This is a genomic window from Chloroflexus aurantiacus J-10-fl (assembly GCF_000018865.1).
Lineage (GTDB): Bacteria > Chloroflexota > Chloroflexia > Chloroflexales > Chloroflexaceae > Chloroflexus > Chloroflexus aurantiacus.
In genome coordinates, this window is record NC_010175.1 from 4,234,397 (window position 1) to 4,256,019 (window position 21,623).

15 protein-coding genes and 2 pseudogenes are annotated in these 21,623 nt (G+C 57.9%); 3 read left to right on the forward strand and 14 right to left on the reverse strand.

Annotated elements, in window-relative coordinates:
- Positions 1–4: 4 nt before the first annotated feature.
- From CAUR_RS16590 to CAUR_RS16600, 3 genes are all read left to right on the forward strand, one after another.
- Positions 5–2,116 carry a transcriptional regulator gene (locus CAUR_RS16590; protein ID WP_012259005.1) on the forward strand — a complete coding sequence of 704 codons (2,112 nt, stop codon included), beginning with the start codon at positions 5–7 and terminating at the stop codon, positions 2,114–2,116.
- 26 nt (positions 2,117–2,142) lie between these two features.
- Complete coding sequence (locus CAUR_RS16595; protein WP_012259006.1) at positions 2,143–2,952, forward strand: alpha/beta hydrolase; 810 nt, start codon at positions 2,143–2,145, stop codon at positions 2,950–2,952.
- Between the two features lie 66 nt (positions 2,953–3,018).
- Entirely contained in the window at positions 3,019–4,068 is a 1,050-nt protein-coding gene (locus tag CAUR_RS16600) for a WD40 repeat domain-containing protein (protein ID WP_012259007.1), read from the forward strand.
- Between the two features lie 701 nt (positions 4,069–4,769).
- Here CAUR_RS16600 and CAUR_RS16605 read toward each other — a convergent pair.
- From CAUR_RS16605 to CAUR_RS16665, 14 genes and pseudogenes are all read right to left on the reverse strand, one after another.
- Complete coding sequence (locus CAUR_RS16605) at positions 4,770–5,516, reverse strand: PmeII family type II restriction endonuclease (protein WP_044233708.1); 747 nt, start codon at positions 5,514–5,516, stop codon at positions 4,770–4,772.
- A 10-nt stretch (positions 5,517–5,526) separates the two neighbouring features.
- Positions 5,527–6,351: pseudogene (locus CAUR_RS21620) on the reverse strand (DNA-methyltransferase).
- A 43-nt stretch (positions 6,352–6,394) separates the two neighbouring features.
- Positions 6,395–7,450, reverse strand: coding sequence for an L-threonylcarbamoyladenylate synthase (locus tag CAUR_RS16615; protein WP_012259009.1), 1,056 nt, complete (start codon positions 7,448–7,450; stop codon positions 6,395–6,397).
- Entirely contained in the window at positions 7,450–10,269 is a 2,820-nt protein-coding gene (gene ppc, locus CAUR_RS16620; RefSeq protein ID WP_012259010.1) for a phosphoenolpyruvate carboxylase, read from the reverse strand. Before ppc ends, CAUR_RS16615 begins: the two co-directional genes overlap by 1 nt.
- Before the next feature lie 4 nt (positions 10,270–10,273).
- On the reverse strand, positions 10,274–10,903 hold the full coding sequence (locus tag CAUR_RS16625; protein WP_012259011.1) for a histidine phosphatase family protein: 630 nt from the start codon (positions 10,901–10,903) through the stop codon (positions 10,274–10,276).
- 39 nt (positions 10,904–10,942) lie between these two features.
- Positions 10,943–12,082 (reverse strand): acyl-CoA dehydrogenase, encoded by a 1,140-nt coding sequence (locus tag CAUR_RS16630; RefSeq protein ID WP_012259012.1) that lies wholly within the window; start codon positions 12,080–12,082, stop codon positions 10,943–10,945.
- A 69-nt stretch (positions 12,083–12,151) separates the two neighbouring features.
- On the reverse strand, positions 12,152–12,919 hold the full coding sequence (locus CAUR_RS16635) for an alpha/beta fold hydrolase (protein WP_012259013.1): 768 nt from the start codon (positions 12,917–12,919) through the stop codon (positions 12,152–12,154).
- Positions 12,919–13,200 (reverse strand): 4a-hydroxytetrahydrobiopterin dehydratase, encoded by a 282-nt coding sequence (locus CAUR_RS16640; RefSeq protein WP_012259014.1) that lies wholly within the window; start codon positions 13,198–13,200, stop codon positions 12,919–12,921. Before CAUR_RS16640 ends, CAUR_RS16635 begins: the two co-directional genes overlap by 1 nt.
- 230 nt (positions 13,201–13,430) lie before the next feature.
- A complete protein-coding gene (locus tag CAUR_RS16645; RefSeq protein ID WP_012259015.1) occupies positions 13,431–14,219 on the reverse strand; it encodes a DsbA family protein in 789 nt (262 codons plus the stop codon).
- 1,867 nt (positions 14,220–16,086) lie between these two features.
- Positions 16,087–16,470: a PucC family protein gene (locus CAUR_RS21790; RefSeq protein ID WP_341271316.1), complete on the reverse strand. Its 384-nt coding sequence runs from the start codon at positions 16,468–16,470 to the stop codon at positions 16,087–16,089.
- Between the two features lie 64 nt (positions 16,471–16,534).
- Positions 16,535–17,437, reverse strand: a pseudogene (locus CAUR_RS21795) (MFS transporter); the annotation flags it as partial.
- A 3-nt stretch (positions 17,438–17,440) separates the two neighbouring features.
- Positions 17,441–18,067 (reverse strand): MerR family transcriptional regulator, encoded by a 627-nt coding sequence (locus CAUR_RS16655; RefSeq protein ID WP_012259017.1) that lies wholly within the window; start codon positions 18,065–18,067, stop codon positions 17,441–17,443.
- 105 nt (positions 18,068–18,172) lie between these two features.
- Positions 18,173–19,003, reverse strand: a complete 831-nt coding sequence (locus CAUR_RS16660) for an NADPH-dependent oxidoreductase (protein ID WP_012259018.1) — start codon at positions 19,001–19,003, stop codon at positions 18,173–18,175.
- 554 nt (positions 19,004–19,557) lie between these two features.
- A complete protein-coding gene (locus CAUR_RS16665; protein ID WP_012259019.1) occupies positions 19,558–21,534 on the reverse strand; it encodes an AAA family ATPase in 1,977 nt (658 codons plus the stop codon).
- Positions 21,535–21,623: the final 89 nt, after the last annotated feature.

A 21,623-nucleotide genomic window follows, 5' to 3' on the forward strand; every position in this document is an offset into this window, starting at 1 on the left:
CAGCGTGCGTTCCGGTGTCTCTCGTGGCCGACTGATCGGCGTGATCGTCCTGGCCGCTCTCTTGCGCTTGTGGGCAGTACTAACGTTGCCGGTTGATTTCGATGAGCCGGTGTATGTTGGTGCTGCCCTTGATTATGCGAATCTCATGCGCCAGGGCGATTGGGCAGGTGTGATCGATTATCCCGGTAATCGTCAGCATCCGGCATTACATAAGTTGATGTATGCTGGTGGCGCGTTACTGCTCGGTGAAGCCGCGAATCAAACCACAGTCCTCTACGTGGCGCGCTTGATGTCCACTCTGCTGGGGACGGTTGCGGTTGCGCTGCTGGCCTTCACTGCCGGCCCACTGGCAGCCGGTTTGCTGGCAATTCACACCCTTACAGTGAAGTACACGGCACAGGCGTACCTCGAAGCATTGCCCCTGGCGCTCTCGATTGCTGCCGTCGGCGCGTGGGAATACGCCTCACGCCGGGAGCCTGCTCGCCAGCGCATCTGGTGGTGGCTGGGGGCGGTTGCCTGGGGGCTGGCGACCGCTGCCAAGATGAATTACGCCATCATTGCCGCGCCGGCAATGATCGTGTTGTTGATTCAGCGCGGCCAAGCGCGACGCATACCTGTGCTGGCCGGGATTGCACTTCTGAGTTTTGTCGCGGCCAACCCCACGCTCTGGCGGCAGCCGTTGGAACGCCTGATTGCTATGGCCGGTTTCTGGACAGCGTACATGCAAGGGAGTGAGGTGCAGGCTGCCGGCTATCCCTGGTATCAGCCGCTCATCTGGTTGGCAACGGCACCGGCTGTGGGCTGGCATCCAGAGGTTTTCTTCTTCCCCGGCCCCGATCCGTGGTTAACGCTGCTGGCCTGTCTTGCGCTGCCGATGGCCTGGCGTGATCCCCAGCGTCGTTACCTGGTTGTCTGGTTCCTGAGCGGCATCCTTATCCTGCTGCTCTGGCCGACGAAATGGCCACAGTATGTGTTGACGCTGGTTACGCCGACCGTCTTGCTGGCCGCACCCCTGCTGTCGCGTTTCGTGACCTGGCTGTATCAGCTCAATGATTACTGGGGCTGGAGCACCATCATGGCGCTGCGCCCGCCCCGCATGGCATTAATTGCGCTCGCCTTGCTGGTCGGGTTCATCGGCACGGTGTATGCCAGTGCATTGATTATGGTGACCGTCGGCAGTATCGGGTGGCGTTCAATCCCTCCAACAACCGGTGGTCTTCCGCCAGGGCCGGTGTACGCGATCCAGCCCTTGCGCGATGGCCGGGTTGCGTTGGGTGGGGAAGCTGGTCTGACCATCTGGCAGGCGCCCCTCGTGAGCGAAGATCCGCCACGCTGGCGCCATCTGGACCTGGGACAGGTCTATGCCCTGGCCGAAACGACTGCCGGTCTATGGGTGGCAAGTGATCGGGGGCTGGCCCTGGTACAGGGTGATGACGACTGGACGTGGCAAACGCCAGCTTTACCGGAGCTGCCGAATCTGTTGGTTCGTACAGTTGCGGCGGCGCCGGATGGTACCCTCTGGGTCGGCACGAATGCCGGTGGTATGGTGCGCAGCATTGATGGTCGCTGGCAATGGTTGCCGCAGGCTGGCCGTGGGGGACTGGTACTGTCGCTTGCTATCGAGCCATCCGGCGCGGTATGGTTTGGTGGGATCGGTGTGCTGAGTCGCTATCTACCGGCTTACGACACCTGGCAACATTTTGAACGGACAGCCGGTTTTGCCGGTGCCGGGGTGTCGGCAATTCTGATCGATCAACACGGCGTGGTATGGGCGGCCACGCTGGGCGAAGGGCTGGCGCGTTGGGATGGAACGCGCTGGGAATGGTTGACCACTGCTAATCGCCGGCTACCGGCGCAGACCATCACGACACTGCTCGAAACTGCTGCCGGTGAGATTTGGGTTGGGGCTGCCCGGCCATTGACGACGGGCGGCTTTCTGTTGCGTTACGATGGGAGCGAATGGCACTCCTATCTGCCACGCAATTCAGGCTTTACCGGTGCCGAGCCATTAGCATTGGCGGTAGATCGCTCAAATCTGCTATGGATCGGTACGCGAACTGATGGTATCCTTACCTATCAACTGAGTGCTGATCAGCGGAGTAGTTTCCTTCCATAGGCTTTGGCCGAGAAAGAAGATGTTCTATGCCACTATACCGTCATCTCGATCTTCAGAGTCGCTACGTCACTTCTCGTCCGGTCGATGTCTGGCTTCCCGCAGCAACCGGTGATCAACCGCTACCGGTCATCTACATGCACGATGGCCAAAACCTCTTCGATCCGACACTTCGCGCCGATGGTGAAGTCTGGGCGGTTGATCAGGCCATCGAGCGGCTGTGCGCTACCTACAACTGGCCCGGTGCGATTGTTGTCGGGGTCTGGTGTACCGATCAGCGCTGGCGCGAGTATGCGCCGCAAAAGCCCTTTGCTGCTCTCCGGCAGACGCGAGGCTGGGAAAGCATTGTTGAACGCATGGGTGGCGAACCGGTCTCTGATGCCTACCTCTCCTTTTTGGTCGAAGAGGTGAGACCGTTTGTTGATCGCCACTATCCTACCCTACCCGATGCCTCAAATACCTTCTTGATGGGATCGAGCATGGGCGGCTTGATCTCACTCTATGGCGTGTGCCAGTACCCCGATCTGTTTGCTGGCGCCGGATGTCTCTCGACCCACTGGCCGGCTGGCGGTAATCTGCTGGTCGATGAACTGGCAGCCCTCTTGCCGCCTGCCGGTCGCCATCGGTTCTATTTCGACTATGGTACGGTTGGGTTAGATGCAGAATATGAACCCTTCCAGCAGCGTATGGACCGCCTGCTGGAGCAGGCTGGTTATCGTCACGGGCATGACTGGCTGACGCGCAAGTTTCCGGGTGCAGCGCACAACGAAGCAGCCTGGCGAGCGCGGGTAGCTGATGTGATCGCCTTTTTGGTATTGGGAAGGGTGGCCGGCGAATAATCACTGCCCCCTTCAGCGGCTGTTCGGCTCAGGCAGTGCATCTGCCATTCTCGTCCAGAGGGGTCTATGCGGCGATTTCTGGTACTGATTGGCATCGTCGGGCTGGCGTGTGTGCTGATAGGTGGATTGGGTGGCTTTGCCATGTTCTGGTTCAGACGAGAAGAACAACCGGTCATCGTCTGGGAGCTTGACAATATTAACTCAGCGTTATTCCTGCGCAATGATCTACTCGCTGTTGCAGACGACAGGCAGACAACGTTCCGGCGTTTTCCTGACAATCAGGTGCTTCAGACTCTACCGGTCGGCGGTTACCTCGCTTTGCATCCGGATCGCACCCTGCTTGCTATCGGTAGTTGGGGTACAGTCTGGCTGTACGATCCTGTAAGCGGCGAACGACAAGCAACCTTCAATTGCTGGCCACGGGGTGAGCATGTATATCCAATGAGCCTGGCTTTTTCCCCTGATGGATCTATCCTTGCTGTCAGTGAGTTTCACCACAGTCGGGGCCAGGAGGTACAGCTTTGGGACGTAATGAATCAACGGCAGATTGACTCAATCCTGCTCGCTGATCCTGACGCGGCGACCATCATCGCACTTGCCTTTAGCCCTGATGGTAAACATCTGGTTGTTGGTACCGATGCCAGTGTCTGGCTGGTTGATGTCGCACAACGCACCGTTAGCCGGCAAATCCAGCCCAGGCCGAGCGGGAGCATTGCGTTTAGTCCCGACGGTTCTCGTCTGGTCCTGGGTGGTAAGTTTATTCATGTCTACGATACTGCAACCTGGCAGCTCGCGTATAGAATTTCTTTTCCCGGAGAGAAAGAAGAACGTTCACCGCAGGAATTTATCGCTGCTCGCAAGATGCCAGTGGCGATTAGTCCTGATGGCCGCTGGCTGGCGACTCCTAACCGACCTCCGCCTGGCGATAGCTTCTCGTTTTTCGAGCCAGGTCCGCCGCGCCAGACCATTGCGCTGCGCAATCCTGCCGATGGTCGGCGAAAACGCATCTTGAGCGGCAGCCCAATTCGCCTGAATATCTTAATGTTTAGTCCCGATGGGGAGTGGTTGCTGGATGTGGGGTTGAGTGACGTGAGGGCATGGCGGGTTGAGAATTGACGCTGAGCCAATCACGCGCTGGACTAAAAATCGTTCGCGCTCCGTGATGCGCGTGTTGAGTCGTTGGCGTGCGGGAGCCAGGTTTCCGCTTCAACCTTGCTCTACGTCGGTCGCGTGTCACACCGGCTATCTTCAGGTCAATATGATTAACCAGACGCACTCCTGACCGCTTATTAGCATCAAATCTGGTGCAAGCGACTTCATAACATGTGATCCGATGATCACTCTGGCATCATACTTGAGCGCGGAGGCAGAGAGTCGATCTTTCTGCCATGGACACAGGGGGATTGCATATCAGAGAGGATACCATTGCCAGACAGGATTACTCGTGTCGCGTGGTATGGTGGAGTGCGGCTGGCACGCTGCCGTGCCAGCCGTACTCGTGATCAGGTATGGGGCGAAGTGGTTTACTCTCGAATCACTGGGACAACATGCGTACCGGGAAAACCTACCCTGTTCCCGACCCGTTGGTAGAGAGAAGCTCAAGCCGTACCATAACGCGCTGGATTGGTTGCCTTGCCCGCTCGTCATGCGCGTGGCGCGGCGTTTGGAGTGCGGTAGCCATGCTGCCGCAGCAGCCGTGCTCACGATCCGGTGCGCGTCATGCCGTTGACCTGCCGGTCACGAGGATGCTGTGCGTACTCGTCACACTCATGGAGACGATCAGTAATGGGAGATGTTTTTTGGAACAGGCTAGATGTTTAGGAGTACCGATGCCTTCGTTCTCTCAATGCAGGGCGGGCTGAATTGAATGTAACCAGGAGTTCCCAGTTTATTTCACCATTGTTGCAGAACTTCTCAATAAATCTTTGCGTAAACTGATTTACAATCGTAGCGTAAGCCCGATGAAATGCTTCATTTCGCTCTTTTGCTTCAAATCCTAATGGTTCTATAATCTGCGTATACAATTCTTCCACACCATCTGAAATAAATGACCAGAAAGCCTGACCACACAGCTTTTGATAATCTCCCTTGTTCCCTGTATCTTGACCGTAACAGCATCCATTCACAGCAAAAATCTGAAGCTCAGGCTGTGATTGCCGAATCTCTGCAATTGCTGCCTGAAAGTTCTCGCGCATCTTGCGAATTTGATCGGCGTTTCCCCAGTTCGGTCCTGACTTGATAGATACCAGGTAGTACTCATTCCCGGTTTGAAACTCTAAGTCAATGCTGGGTCGTTCAGATTTTTTGCCATTAAATGTACGCTTGCAAATGTGAATTGCCAATCCCTCTAAAAACTCACCAAACATTGTCTCTTCTTGTGAAGAGAGATGTGCATCAAGCAGAGAACGAACAAGATCAGATGCAACTAAAATATTCTTTGCGCGAAAAAGGTATGGATTTTTGCGTCTCAAGATCTGCTCTAGCTCCAGGTTTCGCAGACTATTAAGCCTGGCTTCATGAAACTTGCCAATATGTTCCTGGACATATTGTCTGATGTCTGTCAGTAAAAATTACTCATAGGAGTCGTGGTGCTTCTCTGGCAATTTCTTCCTCGGCCAGCGCAAAATACTCAGGTAGTATCTCAATACCTATTGCACGACGATTCATACGTCGAGCGACTTTGATCGTAGTACCGGAACCCATAAACGGATCAAGCACCATGTCCCCTTCGCGGGTAAAGAGTTTAATGAACCACTCTGGGAGTGCCTCTGGAAATACCGCGCTGTGGCGTCGATTCTTTGTCTCCGTCGCCAAGTGAAGGACGTTGGTCGGGTAGACCATCTCTCGTTCCAGCCAGTTTGCGACTCGCTTGCCAAAACCGCTCCCTACCCGTGAGTTGTCACGTACCAGATCTGTCTGGCTTAGATTTCTGAGCCGTTTATCTGCCCATTGTCCCATCGGAATCATCACTTCTTCCTGAAACATTTTGAAGCGTTTTGTTTTGTTAAATTGTAGTAGTCGTTCCTAGGCATCACGGAAGCGGTTCGGCCATTTGCCAGGGTAGCAGTTTTTCTTGTGCCAGATGAACTCTTCTGTCCATAACCATCCCTGCTGTCGCAGGGCCAGTATCAGTTCAATGACGTATGTATGGCGCTCGCCGTTTTCTGCTTTTTCCTTGATATTCAGGATGAATGTGCCATCTGGTTTCAAAACACGCAATAGCTCCCGACCTATTGGCAAGAACCATTCTACGTACTTATCAGGATGAATACCACCGTAGGTGTTTTTTCTGCGATCAGCGTAGGGGGGTGATGTGAATATCAGGTCAACCGAGTTGTCCGGTATATCTTTGAGAACGTCACGACAATCACCCAGGATGAGCGTTGTGTTGTTGTCCATAGCGTCGCAGCCTTGCTACAAAATAAGAACATTGTTTCGTATTTTACTGTTTTCCCGTCTCTTCGTCAACCACAATCACCCGCGTTGCCGCACGGCGCAGGCGATCCCGCAGGGCACGCCCCAGGCCGGCTTCGTCGAGATCGCGGGTAAACATGCGATCGGGCTGGCGTTCGTCAAGCGCCCGCAGCGCGGCGTATAGCCGCCGGGCAATGATCGCCGGATCAGAAGTTGGGCCGAGCGATTCCCGCTCAACTGGTAAGTCGTGCATCAGCGCGAGGTCTTCCTCTGGCAAAAGGAGACCAACGCGCAGTCCACGGGCCAGCGCTGCTTCGGTTTCGGCGCGTAGCCGGGCGAGAACCGAGTCCGGTTTGCCACTAAACAACCATAATTCGTGATCGGGGGCATAGTGGCGCTCCAGGAGACCGGGCGCGGTCAGGCCATGCGCTTCATCGGCGGTAGGTTGTGAACGGAGTTGCACCTCGCCGATCAGGTCGGTCAACGTTTCAAGGCTAATCCCGCCAGGGCGCAAAAGTGTCGGCGGATCGGTGGTGCAGTCGAGCACGGTTGACTCAATGCCAATCGGCGTCGCCCCACCATCAATCACCGCCGCGATCCGTCCATCGAGATCAGCCAGCACGTGATCGGCAGTGGTTGGACTGGTGTGTCCGAAGCGGTTGGCACTTGGTGCGGCAACCGGTACACCGGCAGCCCGCAGCAGCTCCTGGGCAATCGGATGTGAAGGTACCCGTACCGCGACCGTTTCACGTCCGGCAGTCACTGTCAACGGTACACGAGGATGGCGCGGTACGATCAGCGTGAGTGGGCCTGGCCAGCAGGCCGCTGCCAGCCTGCCGGCAAGTGGTGGAACTGTCGCAGCCACCAGTGGCAGATCGGTGGCTGCCGTGATGTGGACGATCAGCGGATCATTCGCCGGACGCCCCTTCGCGGTAAAAATGGCCGCTACGGCACGCTCGTCGAGCGCATGCCCGCCTAGCCCGTAGACCGTTTCGGTCGGGAAGGCGACAAGTTCGCCACGCCGGAGGAGTTCGCCGGCCATGGCAATTGCAGCGGGTGAGGTGTCGAGCCGTTTGGTATGCATCAGCCTGTATTCTTCAATCCGGCAGCAATGCCGTTGATTGACATCAACAAAACCGTTTCCAATTCGCCCTGTTCTTCGGGCGGCGCAGCGCGCAATCGGCGGAGCAGTTCAATCTGGACAAAGCTGAGTGGATCGATGTACGGGTTGCGCTGCCGAATCGCCCGCTGAAGTACCGGTTGATGGGCCAACAGATCGTTGCGTTCGGTGATCTGACAGATCATACGTTCGGTGCGGCGGAATTCGCTCTCGATCCGCTGAAAGATCCGTTCGGCCAGATGACGATCCGGCACCAGGCTGGCGTAAGCGCGGGCAATGTTCATATCGGCTTTCAGCATGATCATCTGCGCGTTATCCAGCAGCGTGCTGAAAAAGGGCCAGTGCTGGTACATGGTGCGCAATAGATGCAGGTGATGCGGATCGGCTTCCACAAATGCTTCCAGCGCACTGCCCAGGCCAAACCAGCCCGGAATCGTGTGCCGACTCTGCATCCAGCTAAAGACCCATGGAATGGCCCGCAGGTCTTCGATCCGATCACTCTTGCGGCGCGAGACCGGACGTGAGCCGATGCGTAGCCGGTTGAATTCGGCCACCGGTGTGGCACTGCGAAAATAGATCAGAAAATCCGGGTCTTCGTAAACCAGTTGCCGGTAGACAGTACGTGCCGTAGTCGCCATCTCCTCCATCGCGGCCAGCCAGGTTGGTTCGGGCTGCCGCGCCATGCCGGGAAAGCCCGCCCGCAACACGGCATTAACCACCTGTTCGAGGTGACGATGGGCAGTCCGCGGATCGAGATAACGGTCTGAGATCATTTCACCCTGGTCAGTAACCTTGATCTGACCGTGGAGGGTTCCGGGTGGTTGGGCGAGGATGGCCTGTCCGGCAGGGCCGCCACCGCGGCCAACAGCGCCACCGCGGCCAACAGCGCCACCGCGGCCATGGAAGAGGCGCAAGCGGACGCCGTGCCGATCTGTGACCGCTGTCAGTTCCACCTGTGCCCGGTAGAGTGCCCAGTTTGCAGCCACAAAGCCACCCTCTTTGTTGCTGTCGGAATAACCGAGCATCACCTCTTGCAGGTTGTCGCGTAGCGCCAGATGCTCACGGTACACCGGCAAGCGGAGCAGTTCATCCAGGAGCGCCGGTGCGCGTTGCAGGTCGTCACCCGTTTCAAACAGCGGCACAATATGCAACTGACTGGCCTGACCGGGCTGGTAGAGACCGGCATCGCGGCAGAGCAGCAACACTGCCAGCAGATCGCTGACCTGACTGGTGGTCGAGATGATGTACGTCTGAAAGATTTCTGGGTCGAGCTGTTCGCTGATTGCCGCTATGACCCGAAAGGTGTGAATGGTTTCCGCCGTCGCCGGACTGAAATGACTGAGTCGGCTGGGCGTGAGTGGGCGCGGTCGGCGAATTTCCACGCTCAACACCGCAATCCGCTCTGCCTCATCGAGCGCTTCGTAATCGTCGACCACACCAGCAGCGGCCAGGATTTCGCTCAGGGCTGCTGTGTGCCGGCTGGCGTGCTGGCGCACGTCGAGGGTGGCCGTGTGCAGATGGCAAACTGCCACGAGCGTTCGTACATCGCGCAACAGACCCTCGGCGATTAACGTACTGCCGTTATTGCGCAGACTGGCATCGATCAGGTCGAGATCGGCTAAGAGTTCGCGGCTATGGTAGTAGATGTCGGGTCGCCGTGCGAGCGGTGGATCGATCCCCCAACGAGGCGTGTAGTCCAACGTGTACTGAAGGGTGTTGTGCAGCCGGGCCTGAATAAAATGGCACAACTGGCGGTATGGCTCGCAGCGGTAATGCGGGTTGAGCGTCGCTGCTGCATCTGGCATCAACTCGCGATATTCGGCGATGCGATCAATGATCGCCGTATCCACCTTCACCTGCTGCACCGATTGGCTCAAATCGGTGATCAGCCGATCAAGGCAATCTATCAGATAACGCAGCATTGCGCTCCGCATCAGCCGTACCGTCTCGACCGTTACCTCTGGCGTCACGAAGGGATTGCCGTCGCGATCCCCGCCCATCCAGCTTCCAAAGCGCAGAAATGGCGGCAGACGCCAGGGGTGATCCGGATATGCTGCTTGCAGCGCATCACTCATCTCACGATAGATGTGCGGTAGGAGTTCCCAGAGGACGGTTTGAAAGAAGAACAGTCCATTCTCCACTTCGTCGAGCACCGATGGTCGCCGATTACGCACATCATCGCTCTGCCACAACCCGACGATCTCCCGCTCGATGCGGGTAAGCGCGGCCTGCCGGTCGGCAGGTAAGACCAACCGCTCTCCAAATGTCAAATCGACCAGCGTATCAAAAATGCGCCGCAGTTTAATCAGGATTGTGCGCCGGCGCGACTCGGTCGGGTGCGCCGTCAACACCGGCATAATCAGCGCGTGATCCAGCCATTCCTGGATCGCAGGTGCCGGTACTCCGTGACGCTTCAGCAATTCGATAGCGTCGGCAATACTCTCGGCACGGGGGGCGGGCGCATGGCGTAGATCGCGCGCCCGCAAAACGCGCAGACGTTCAACCCCTTCCGCCAGATTGACCAATCCAAAATAGAGCGTGAATGCCTTGACCAGACTGCGTAATTGTGGCAAATCCAGATCGGCAATCAATTGGGGAAGTGCCTGTGGATCGGTGTTGGTTGGTGCATTGCGGAGGTCTTTAGCCATCCGGCGCACCTGTTCCACCAGTGCCAGTGCTTCGCTACCGTGTTGACCGATAATGACCCGGCCAAGTGCATCGCCTAGTGCGCGAATGTTTGCCGATAACAGATCATGTTCGTTAGCAGTGGTTCGTCCGCTCATACGTTTACTCGCCGCCTTCCGCCACCAGTTCCTCAAGGTGGGCGACATCATTCATCCGTAATAGCCGCCAGCCACTTCGCCCGCGGACGATTTCGCTCAACGAACCATTGTCGAGCCACAATTTGCTAAAGTTTGCCAGATCGAGACCGATGATGTGACAGAACAAGGCGCGGATGGAGCCGCCATGCGAAACCACGATAATCGTCTCACCATTGCGGTGAGCGGCCTCGATCCGGGCAAACGCCCGCAGCACCCTTGCTTGCAATTGGGCATAACTTTCGCCGCCGAGACGCACAGTTCGTGCCGGGTCGCGGTCGTATTCGCGCATATGGTCGGGGAAGCGCTGATAGAGTTCGTCGGGGGTTAGCCCTTCCCATAACCCGACATCAATCTCGCGCAAATCCGGCATAGCAACCGGTTGCAGATTGACGTGTGACCCAATAATCTCGGCTGTCTCCCATGCGCGGGGCAGATCGCTACTGTACAGAGCAACTGCCCCGCTCCGAACCAATCGTATCCCTGCCCGTCGGGCCTGTTCGCGCCCACGCTCGTTGAGCGGTATCGGCGCGTGACCCTGGTACTGTAACGTTTGATTCCACGGCGTCTCGCCGTGTCGCACAAGAATGAGACGCATAACTCCTGTTGGGCGACGCAGCGCCGCCGTCTACTCTGATCAGCGTACCAGTTCGCGGCTGATCACGAGGCGCTGAATCTCACTTGTCCCTTCGTAAATCTCGGTAATCTTCGCGTCACGGAAGAACCGTTCCACCGGATACTCTTTCGAGTAGCCGTTTGAACCGTGCAGTTGCACCGCCTTCGTCGCCACCCACATCGCCGTCTCGGAAGCAAAGAGCTTCGCCATCGAGGCGTCTTTGATGAAATCAAGCCCCTGATCTTTGCGCCAGGCGGCTTCGTAGGTGAGCAGACGGGCCGCTTTGATACGGGTTGCCATATCGGCCAGCGTAAAGCCGACGGCCTGGAATTCGTGGATCGGTTTGCCGAATTGTTCACGAACTTTGCTGTACTCCAGTGCCGCCTCGAACGCGCCTTGCGCAATCCCGACCGCCTGTGCCGCAATCCCGATGCGACCGGCGTTGAGAATCGTCATCGCAATCTTGAAACCCTGACCCTCTTCGCCGAGCCGCCGCCACGCCGGTATGCGGTAGTCGTCATACGCCATCTGGCAGCTATGTGCACTGCGAATGCCGAGCTTGTTCTCGACTTTGACCACCCGACAACCTGGCGCGTGGGTGTCAACCAGAAATGCGGTGATGCCTTTCGTACCCTTGCTGGGGTCGGTCATCGCCATCAAGATAATGGTGTCGGCGTGATCACCGTTAGTAACCCAGTTCTTGACGCCGTTGATAACGTAATAGTCGCCATCGCGCACAGCAGTTGTTCGTTGGGCTGCGGCGTCCGAACCGGCGCCCGGTTCACTGAGCGAGAATGCCCCAAGCATCCGCCCACTTGCCAGCGGTACCAGCAGCTCACGCTTCTGCTCTTCGGTGCCAAACTTCTCGATCCCGTAGCACACCAGCGAGTTATTCACCGAGGCGATCACACCCAGTGACGGATCAACCCGCGAGAGTTCTTCAATCACTATCGCATACGAGACATAATCCATTCCGGCGCCACCGTACTCTTCGCTAACGGCGACACCCATCAGACCGAGTTCACCCATTTTGCGCACCAATTCGGCAGGCCAGCGGGCATGTTCATCACGTTCAGCGACAGTTGGTTTGGCCTCTTTCTCGGCAAACTGGCGCACCATGTCGCGGAGCATCTGCTGATCTTCGGTAAGCTGGAACTCCATGATCGCCTCCTTCATTCGTATTTGCGCTTGCGCTGACCGCTATATCCCATTCTACGCGAGCTGTTCACCTCAAGCAAGCGTTGTCAGCCATTCACGCAGCAGCTCGCTTAGCTGATCGGGCGCTTCCAACATTGGCATATGGCCGACATTGGCCAGGAGATGGTGTGGTACGCCAAGCCCGCTCGCCAGTTCGGCGCCGAGTTTGGGCGGGGTAAGGCGGTCGTCGCTGCCGGTGATCACCAGCGCCGGGCAGTGGATGTCACCGAGCCGGTTCCGCACGTCGAACCCATCGCACGCCTGAAAATCGGCCAGCAGAATCGCCGGGTCAAGCGCGGCGTATTCGGCCCTGGCTTCAGCAAAAAGCGTTGGGTCGGCGGCAGGGCTAAAGAGCCAGGTAACCAGTGTGGTGATGGTTGCCTGTCGGGTAGCCTCGTCGCCGGCCAACCCATCGAGCAGCGCAGGAGCAACTCGCAAACGGGCAGCACTGCCGAACAGGCCCAGACCGGCAACGATCTGCGGCGTCGTGATTGCAAGCTGCAAGGCAATCGCTCCGCCCATCGAATGACCGATAATCAGGGCTGGTGGTAGGGCAAGTGCCTGGTGAAGCGCAGCGATCTGCGCTGCATAGCGTTCAATCGTAATCGGGCCGGCCAGTGGTGACCGACCGTGACCCGGCAGGTCAACGGCGATAAACTGAACTGTTGGCGGCAACAGGGCAAATAGCCGGCCCCAATGGCGACCACTCCCCCCGGCACCGTGAACAAAAATCAACGGCACCCCGTTCGTGCCTCGCCGCATCACAAACAGATCGCCGGCTGTTGTCGTCACGAGTGGCATCAGCCCATAATCTCATCAATCGCGGCGGCCAACGCAAAGTCCTTCTCGGTCAACCCGCCGGCATCGTGGGTGGTGAGCGCCAGTCGCACCCGGTTATAACGAATATCAATATCGGGGTGATGGCCGGCAGCCTCAGCCAGAAACGCAACGTGGGTCACGAACGCAATCGCCGCCGGAAAATTAGCTAACCGAAAAGTACGGACAATCTCGTTGTTCTCAAGGCTCCAATCGGGTCGCTGAGCCAACTGTTCGGCAATTTCAGCTTCGCTTAAGCGTGGCATAGGAAACACTACTCCTTGTGACTATCTAACGGGTAGATTGAGAGCGTTATCGCTGATAATGATACCACACTACGCCGGGCAACAAACGCTACTCGTCCAGGTCTCGCATCCGTATGTTTCGGATTTGGTGTATAGACGCATCACTTCCGTGTCCATCTGCCAGGGGCGTATAGCATACGCCGGCCACCTGCTCGCCCCTGCCAATCCAGAGAGGGATCAAAGCGGAAGACTCACGGCAGTTCGGCCAACCGTCGGATCAGACTGGCAAAACTCTCGAACGGAAACGCACCACGCACAATCCGACCGTTAATGATAAAGTTCGGCGTTGAGTTAATTCCCAGGCGGGTAGCCGTCTCAACCTCGGCGATGATAGTCGCCTCAGTCGCCGGATCGTCGAGACAGGCACGCAACTGCGCTGTATCCACACCGAGTTTTCCGGCCAGCTCGATCAACACATCCCGGTCACGATTGGGCACCCCGCCCCACTCAACATTGTGGGTTTGAAACAGCATCTCATACACCGGCCAGAACTGCCCCTGTGCAGCGGCGCAATGGGCCACGCCGGCTGCCAGTAATGCCGAAGGGTGGATCGAAGTCAGCGGAAAGTCACGTACAACGAGCCTGACAACGCCAGTTTCAACGAATTCGCGCACAATCCGGGGGCGCGACTCACTAACGAAGCGGGCACAAAATGGACACTCATAATCGGTAAACTCGATCATAAGCACCGGTGCATTCGGATCACCCATCGCCCGTGGATCGTCGTCGGTGAGCTTCAGCAGTTCGACCAAATCAACAGGTGGCGCAGGAGTAGGTGTCGGACGGCTCAGTTCAGTTGGGGCCGGGGGAACGGTAGGCAAACCTTGCAAGGCTACCTGAGTCTGGCGAAGTTCCACTGCCGAGCGGGTCGGTACTGGTGGTACTGCACTGCCACAGCCGGTCACAACGAACACGAGTATCAGGAGTAAAGAAAAGCGCATAATTTTGTCGTGAAGGTAATATACTGGAACGTATTTCATACAAACTGAGTGGCCGTGCTACCCGACCATCGCACAGGCGCATGAACCCTTGCCAATCACTAACGACAGTATATCATGCTCCCAGTCTACCGGTATGGCAGCGAGGAGTGTTAACGACTGCCTCCAGTGCCATCACGTACTGGCGTGGATACAGCTTCCCGACCGGATTGCCCGTGTTGCAGCGTTTGGAGTGCGGCAGCCACGCTGCCGCGCCAACCGTCCTCTTGCCCAGGCGCGTGGTGCAGCGCATACCCATACCAATCCGCACCCCTGCTGACCGAAATGCACGAGCGCGGACTGGCGACCTTTTCCCGCTCACACCGTAGAATCACCGCTGGCGTGGATACAGCTTCCCGACCAGGTTGCCCGTGTCGCGAGTTTGGAGTGCGGCAGCCACGCTGCCGCGCCAACCGTCCTCTTGCCCAGGCGCGTGGTGCAGCGCATACCCATACCAATCCGCACCCCTGCTGACCGAAATGCACGAGCGCGGACTGGCGACCTTTTCCCGCTCACACCGTAGAATCACCCGCTGGCGTGGATACAGCTTCCCGACCAGGTTGCCCGTGTCGCGAGTTTGGAGTGCGGCAGCCATGCTGCCGCACAGCCGTCCTCTTGCGCAGACGCGGGTCGCAGCGCGTACCCATACCGATCCGCACCCCTGCTGACCGAAATGCACGAGCGCGGACTGGCGACCTTTTCCCGCTCACACCGTAGAATCACCCGCTGGCGTGGATACAGCTTCCCGACCAGGTTGCCCGTGTTGCAGCGTTTGGAGTGCGGCAGCCATGCTGCCGCACAGCCGTACTCTTGCGCAAACGCGGGTCGCAGCGCATACCCATACCAATCCGCCCCCCTGCTGACCGAAATGCACGAGCGCGGACTGGCGACCTTTTCCCGCTTACACCGTAGAATCACCCGCTGGTGTGGATGCAGCTTCCCGACCAGGTTGCCCGTGTCGCGAGTTTGGAGTGCGGCAGCCATGCTGCCGCACAGCCGTACTCTTGCGCAAACGCGGGTCGCAGCGCGTACCCATACCAATCCGCCCCCCTGCTGACCGAAATGCACGAGCGCGGACTGGCGACCTTTTCCCGCTTACACCGTAGAATCACCCGCTGGCGTGGATACAGCTTCCCGACCAGGTTGCCCGTGTCGCGAGTTTGGAGTGCGGCAGCCATGCTGCCGCACCGCCATCCTCTTGCCCAGGCGCGTGGTGCAGCGCATACCCATACCGATCCGCCCCACTGCTGACCGAAATGCACGAATACAGGCCAACAGCCTTTCGCTGCCCACACCGTAGGAACACCCGCTGGTGTGGATGCAGCTTCCCGACCAGGTTGCCCGTGTCGCGAGTTTGGAGTGCGGCAGCCATGCTGCCGCACAGCCGTCCTCTTGCGCAGACGCGGGTCGCAGCGCGTACCCATACCGATCCGCCCCCCTGCTGACCGAAATGCACGAGCGCGGACTGGCGACCTTTTCCCGCTCACACCGTAGAATCACCCGCTGGCGTGGATACAGCTTCCCGACCAGGTTGCCCGTGTCGCGAGTTTGGAGTGCGGCAGCCACGCTGCCGCGCCAACCATCCTCTTGCCCAGGCGCGTGGTGCAGCGCATACCCATACCGATCCGCCCCACTGCTGACCGAAATGCACGAGCGCGGACTGGCGACCTTTTCCCGCTCACACCGTAGAATCACCCGCTGGCGTGGATACAGCTTCCCGACCAGGTTGCCCGTGTTGCAGCGTTTGGAGTGCGGCAGCCATGCTGCCGCACAGCCGTCCTCTTGCGCAGACGCGGGTTGCAGCGCAGTAGGGGCGACGCATGCGTCGCCCCTACAACTCGACACCAACGTGTTGACCGACTGCCACCCTCTACCCGTCGGCGGCGGCCAGCGCCGTTGCCGCACCCAATGGTTTGGTTTCACCACGGGCAAAACCGGGCACATCAACCCGTTGCAAAATCACAATACAGACCAGCAACCCAATTGCTTCCAACAGGAAGACACTGGCGTAAGCAAGAGGCAGCGATCCGCTCATCCAGAGCGCAACATCACGTACTGCGCCGCCGGCGAAGATGCCGAGACCTCGGAAGAGAAGCTGGGTCATCGACCAGAGGCCAAGATAGGCCGCAGCATGGCGTTCGGTGGTCATTGCGGCCAGCAGCGAGACCGCACCGACTGTATAGATGCCAAAACCAAGCCCGAACATGACCAGCACCGGGATCAACAGTGCCTGCCATTCGGTAATCGCCAGCACACTCAACAGGAAGGAAGAGCGGCAGCGCAGTCAGGGCAAGACCCAGCATTGCCACCCCGGTCTGCTCGTGGGCTGCCCGGCGACGGGTAAAGTAGACGGTTGCCAGCAGGCTGATCACCACACCGACGCCCCAGTAGGCATTGAAGCGTGTTGTCTGACCATTGTCCAGCCCAAACACATCGCCACCAAACGGTTCGAGTACGGCATCCTGGGCGAAGGCGCTGACTGCACCAAGAGCGAGGAAAAGGAAGAAGCGGCGCGCACGCACATCAGACCACATCTGCCGCAGGAGGGGCAAGAATGGCTCTGGTGGAGTCGGGTCAGTTTCGACCGCACTGGCCGGTCGTTCGGCTCGCCAGAGTGCAAAGGCAATAAAGCCAAAGGCGATGCTCATCCCGATCAACACCAGCCGCCAGAAGCTGGCCTGATCGTACACCGGCATCAAACGACCATAAATAACACCGGCCACCGGGAAGCTGATCACCAGGAACACCTGGACAATCGCCAGTGCCTGCCCGCGCCGGGCCGGCGGTGCACTATCGCGCACCAGACTGAGATAGGTACTCCCTGAAATGAGCGTCCCAACACCGTAAATGAGAAAGGCAAAAAATGCTAATGACCACCCTGCAACCGATGCCGGATCGGTTGCCAGCAGAGCCGTCACTATCGGCAATAAAGGCAGTGAAAGCAGCATCGGCAAGCGCCCACCCCAGATGAATGGGAGCCGGCGTAAAGTGCCCGGCGGGCGCAGATCAGAGCGGTAACCGGCCCAGATGCTGAGCGGAGCAAGCAGGTAGCGCAACGCCGAGAGAAGGGCAACCGGTGTCGCAGCCAGCGCCAGGTCGGTGATCAGCACTCGATTGAGAACCCCTGATGTCAACAAATCGATGAACGATGAACCGATATGAAAAGTACCCAGCTTGAGAGTCCGTGGGACATTCAATCGTTGCTCAGTCGTCGGTTCCACACTTTACTCCTCTGTTGTTTCATATCCGCTCACAACAGCCAGTTGGACTTCATTAGCCACGCGACTGATGCGTCGCAGCAGCCGCGCACTCTCCGAGGGGCGTACACGAGCTTCTTCAGGCAAATCCATCGCCGCCTCAACCAGCGAATCGCGAAAAAAGAGCGCTGCGGCAATCGCATCTGTTAACGGCAGTCCTGCCGCACGGGCCAGACGGGCATAGCTGTGACCAATCGCCCGTGCCTCATCAAGGAGTGGACTCTGTTCGTCGTGGGTGCTGACGTAACGCAACACAACACCCATCAACTGCTGGCCAACCCGTCGCCATGCCAGCCACTCCTGCTCGTTCATCGCGTGCATCCAGGCTGGTGCCGACGACGAATGCGCCAGTTCATTACGGGTCTGGGCCAATGCTTTGCTGGCCAGGACACTACTGATCGATTGCGATGGTAATGGTCGGCGCGAAGCCAAGGCCAGAATGTCGGCGCGGGCAAAACGACGGTGTCCACCCGGCGTGATATACACCGGCACGGCACCTTCATCTGCCCAGAGCCGGAGGGTTGAGGCATGCACGCCGAGAAGCTTACTTGCTGCCGACAGCGAAAGATAGGTTGCTGTTTCCTTGTCGCTCATAGGAGTCTTGTTAAATCTGTTTAAACCTATTCAAAGTATAACATATCTCCCGCTGCACCAAAGACGATACAGCGGGAGAAGCGCGTACTTATGCGTAAAGTTGTCTTATTTCAACCGAAAACCGAGTCGATGCAGCACTTCACGCAGGACATCACGACCCGAAAGGGTATGCGGCCCGGCAACCCGACGTGCCGAGTGATCGACCCAATCGCCTTCTACATTCATCTGTTGGGCCGCGTAAAAGGCGCTCATTGTCGCGTTGTAACGTTCGACAGCAGGTGGTATCTGCTCTGGCCGGTAGACTTCCCGGTGAAGTACCGCCTCCTGGGGCAAACGTGGTTTAATCGCTGCCGGTCGTGCCGGATTGGGACGACCCACACACATCCCGAACACCGGCATCACCATCGGTGGCAGTTGCAATTCAGCCGCTACCTCCAGTGGATGATTGCGAATGGCGCCAATGTAGACGGTACCGAGGCCGAGCGACTCGGCGGCAACGACAGCATTCTGTGCTGCCAGGGCCGCATCTATCACACCCACCAGCCACATTTCCAGGTAGTCAAGCCCCTCGTGTGGCATCTGCCGGGCATCAGCCGCCTGGGCAATGCGGTGCAGATCGGCCAGCCAGACCAGGAAAAGCGGTGCCCGCCGAATCTGGTTTTGATCACCGGCCAGGGTCGCCAGGCGATGCTTTCGTTCGGGGTCAGTCACCGCAACCACACTCCACGTCTGGAGATTTGATGATGTGGCCGCAGATTGGGCCGCTGCAATCATCGTTTCAAGCGTGCCTTCCGGCAGTGGTTCGTTACTGTACGAACGTACAGAACGGTGACTCAGTAACAGGTCGATGATCGGGGTGCTGATGATGGATGGCGGAATATCATTGCCGTAACGCTGGTGTAAGAGTTCTTGCGTTGTGGTTGTGGTATCGGTCATAGATAATGGTTCCTCTACATGATTGGTTGTTAAGTCAAAGATATGCCGATTATACACGAAACTGCGCGACAATCCGGTAACAGGATAGACACTGCAACGGTTAACTTATCAGCTTCATCTGTGGGCGGTGATGTCCATATCGTGTAGCGTGGAGTGGTGTACAAGCACATCTGGGAGTGCGTGTCTCCGGCGCACCCCACTGGAGAGACAACCGGGAGCGCGTGCCTCCGGTGCGCCCCCTCCTGGAAACACGGCCATGAGCGCACGCCTCCGGCGCGCATCCAACCAGGTGCGGCAAGCTATGTCTACTTCCACCAGAGTATCGCCCTCCTGCACCAGCTCGCGCTAGCGAGAGCCATCCGGCCCCGGCACTTCCCGCCCCTAGCGGGTGCGGGTGGAGCAGCGGCAATGCCAACGCGGCAGGTGGATATTCCCATGGAACGTAGGGGGCGGACAGATACCCATACCGGCTGCGGTGGTGGTATGGTCTATACAACACAAAGCGGGGCGAATGTTCATCGCCCCGCTTCGTCGCCACCCGATTGCGTACATTATTACCCGTTAGACGGAGCAGGTGGCGTCTCACCGCCGGCTTCATTGCGCCGCTGAGCATCGATGATCGTAATCTCCGGTGCAGGCCGCTCTGGAGCCGGCAACACAACCGGTTCACGGCGACGGCGTACCAGCGTGGTCTGCGAGCGCGACAGGGCAGCGGCAAAACCGAAGGCCGGTCGTTCAGGCTTCTCGTTCGGTGGTAGGTAAGGATGCTCTGCCTCCACCCGTGCCAGAATCTCCTTCACATCGATGTCAGTCAACTCGTTACGCAGGATCAGCGCCTCAGCGATAGCAATCACCGCCATGCGATTCTGTTCGAGCATCTGCTTCACGATGCGGTACTGCTCTTGCAGAATCGCTTCTACGCGCGGTTTGACATCAGGTGCCGACAAGCCCTGCATCCCAAAGAGCAGGTACGAGAAGAAGCTGTTATCCATCCCATACGCACCGACCATCATCGCCGCAATGCCGGTAGCGCTCTGTAGATCACCGGTTACACCGCTCATCTGGGTACCGAGGAAGAGTTCTTCCGCAGCCCGGCTGGCCAGTGAGATCTTGATCCGATCCAGCAGCTCCTCGCGGGTACGGGTGTGAATCTCTTCTTCCGGTTTCCATGCCGCGAAGCCAAGGGCATTGCCGTGACGGACAATAGTCACCTTCGTGAGGCGCTCTTTCTTCAACAGCTTCACCGCAGCGTAGGCGTGACCTGCTTCGTGATACGCGATTCGGCGCCGCTCTTCATACGACATACTGCGAATCGGCTGCTTCAAGCCCCACTCGTGAATTTCACGCGCCTGGGTGAAGTCCCAATAATTGATTGCAGCCCGACCGTCAAAGTGCGCATGAATGGTTGCCTCATTGATCACGTACTTGATCGCAACCGGGGTGTAGCCAATGGTGTCGGCAACCATCCGGTCAATAGGCATTGGTTCATGCTTCACCTTGCTCAGATAGTACTCGATCACCTCACGGCGTCCATCGGCATCGGGCGGCTCAACCGCGATCTTGCGATCAAAGCGACCAGGACGGAGCAGTGCGGCATCGAGAGTCTCGGCAAGGTTAGTGGCTGCCATCGTAAGCACTGGTGGCATCTCTGCCTTACCACGGCGTAAACCGACCAGACGCAGCAGCTTACCCCACCAGGTCTGCTCTTGCGGCGGTGGATCCATCTGGAGCAGCAACTCATTGAGCAGGCTGCTACCACCACCCATCATACCGCCAACCCCCATCACCACATTCTCGCGGTTATTCATCCCGGCACCAGCAGCTCCTGTCCCCATCAGGTTTGAGCTGCGCGCCATTCCAATCGCATCAATTTCATCAATAAAGAGGATGCAGGCACCGTACTCACGGGCAAGACGGCGGGCTTTGCGGTACAGATTCATCACCTTAATATTGCCCATGCCCATCCAGGCCGAGAGTAGCGAGGGCGCGCTCAGATACCCAAACGGCACCCCGGCCTCGGTCGAAATAGCCTGCGCCAGATAGCTCTTCCCGGTACCAGGTGGGCCAATCAGCAGAATGCCACGGGTGACTTCACCACCCATCTGCTTAAACTCTTTGGCACCTTTCAACAGGGTAACCACCCGACGAGCCGCTTCTAGTACCTCTGGATTACCGCGATAATCCTTAAAGCTCACGCCTGTCTCTCCCGGCTTAACCCAGTAGATGCGGGTACGGGCCATGAAGAAGTACATGAGCCAGAACTGAAAGCCGATAAAGAAGAAGAGGTAAACGGCCACCGGGATGATCTGCAAGATGAGATCACCGATTTCACCGGTGATGATGATGTTGAAGATACCCGGTAGGAGATTAGCCGCCAGCCAGATACCAATCGCCAGGAAGATCATTGCTCGCAGGAAACGGAATAGCTTCCAGTTCCAGCGCTCGAAGAGCTTGGCGATCTTCTTCTCCAGCTCTTGCTCGCGATTGGTAGCGGAAGAATCGGGGGTTGGGCGGTAAGGCTCAATTGCCATGCGCGACTCCCATTTCTGAATTGACGTAATAACTGCGTATGACGACAGTAATTACAAAGGGGAATAGGCCGTGATTGATGCAATAGCTT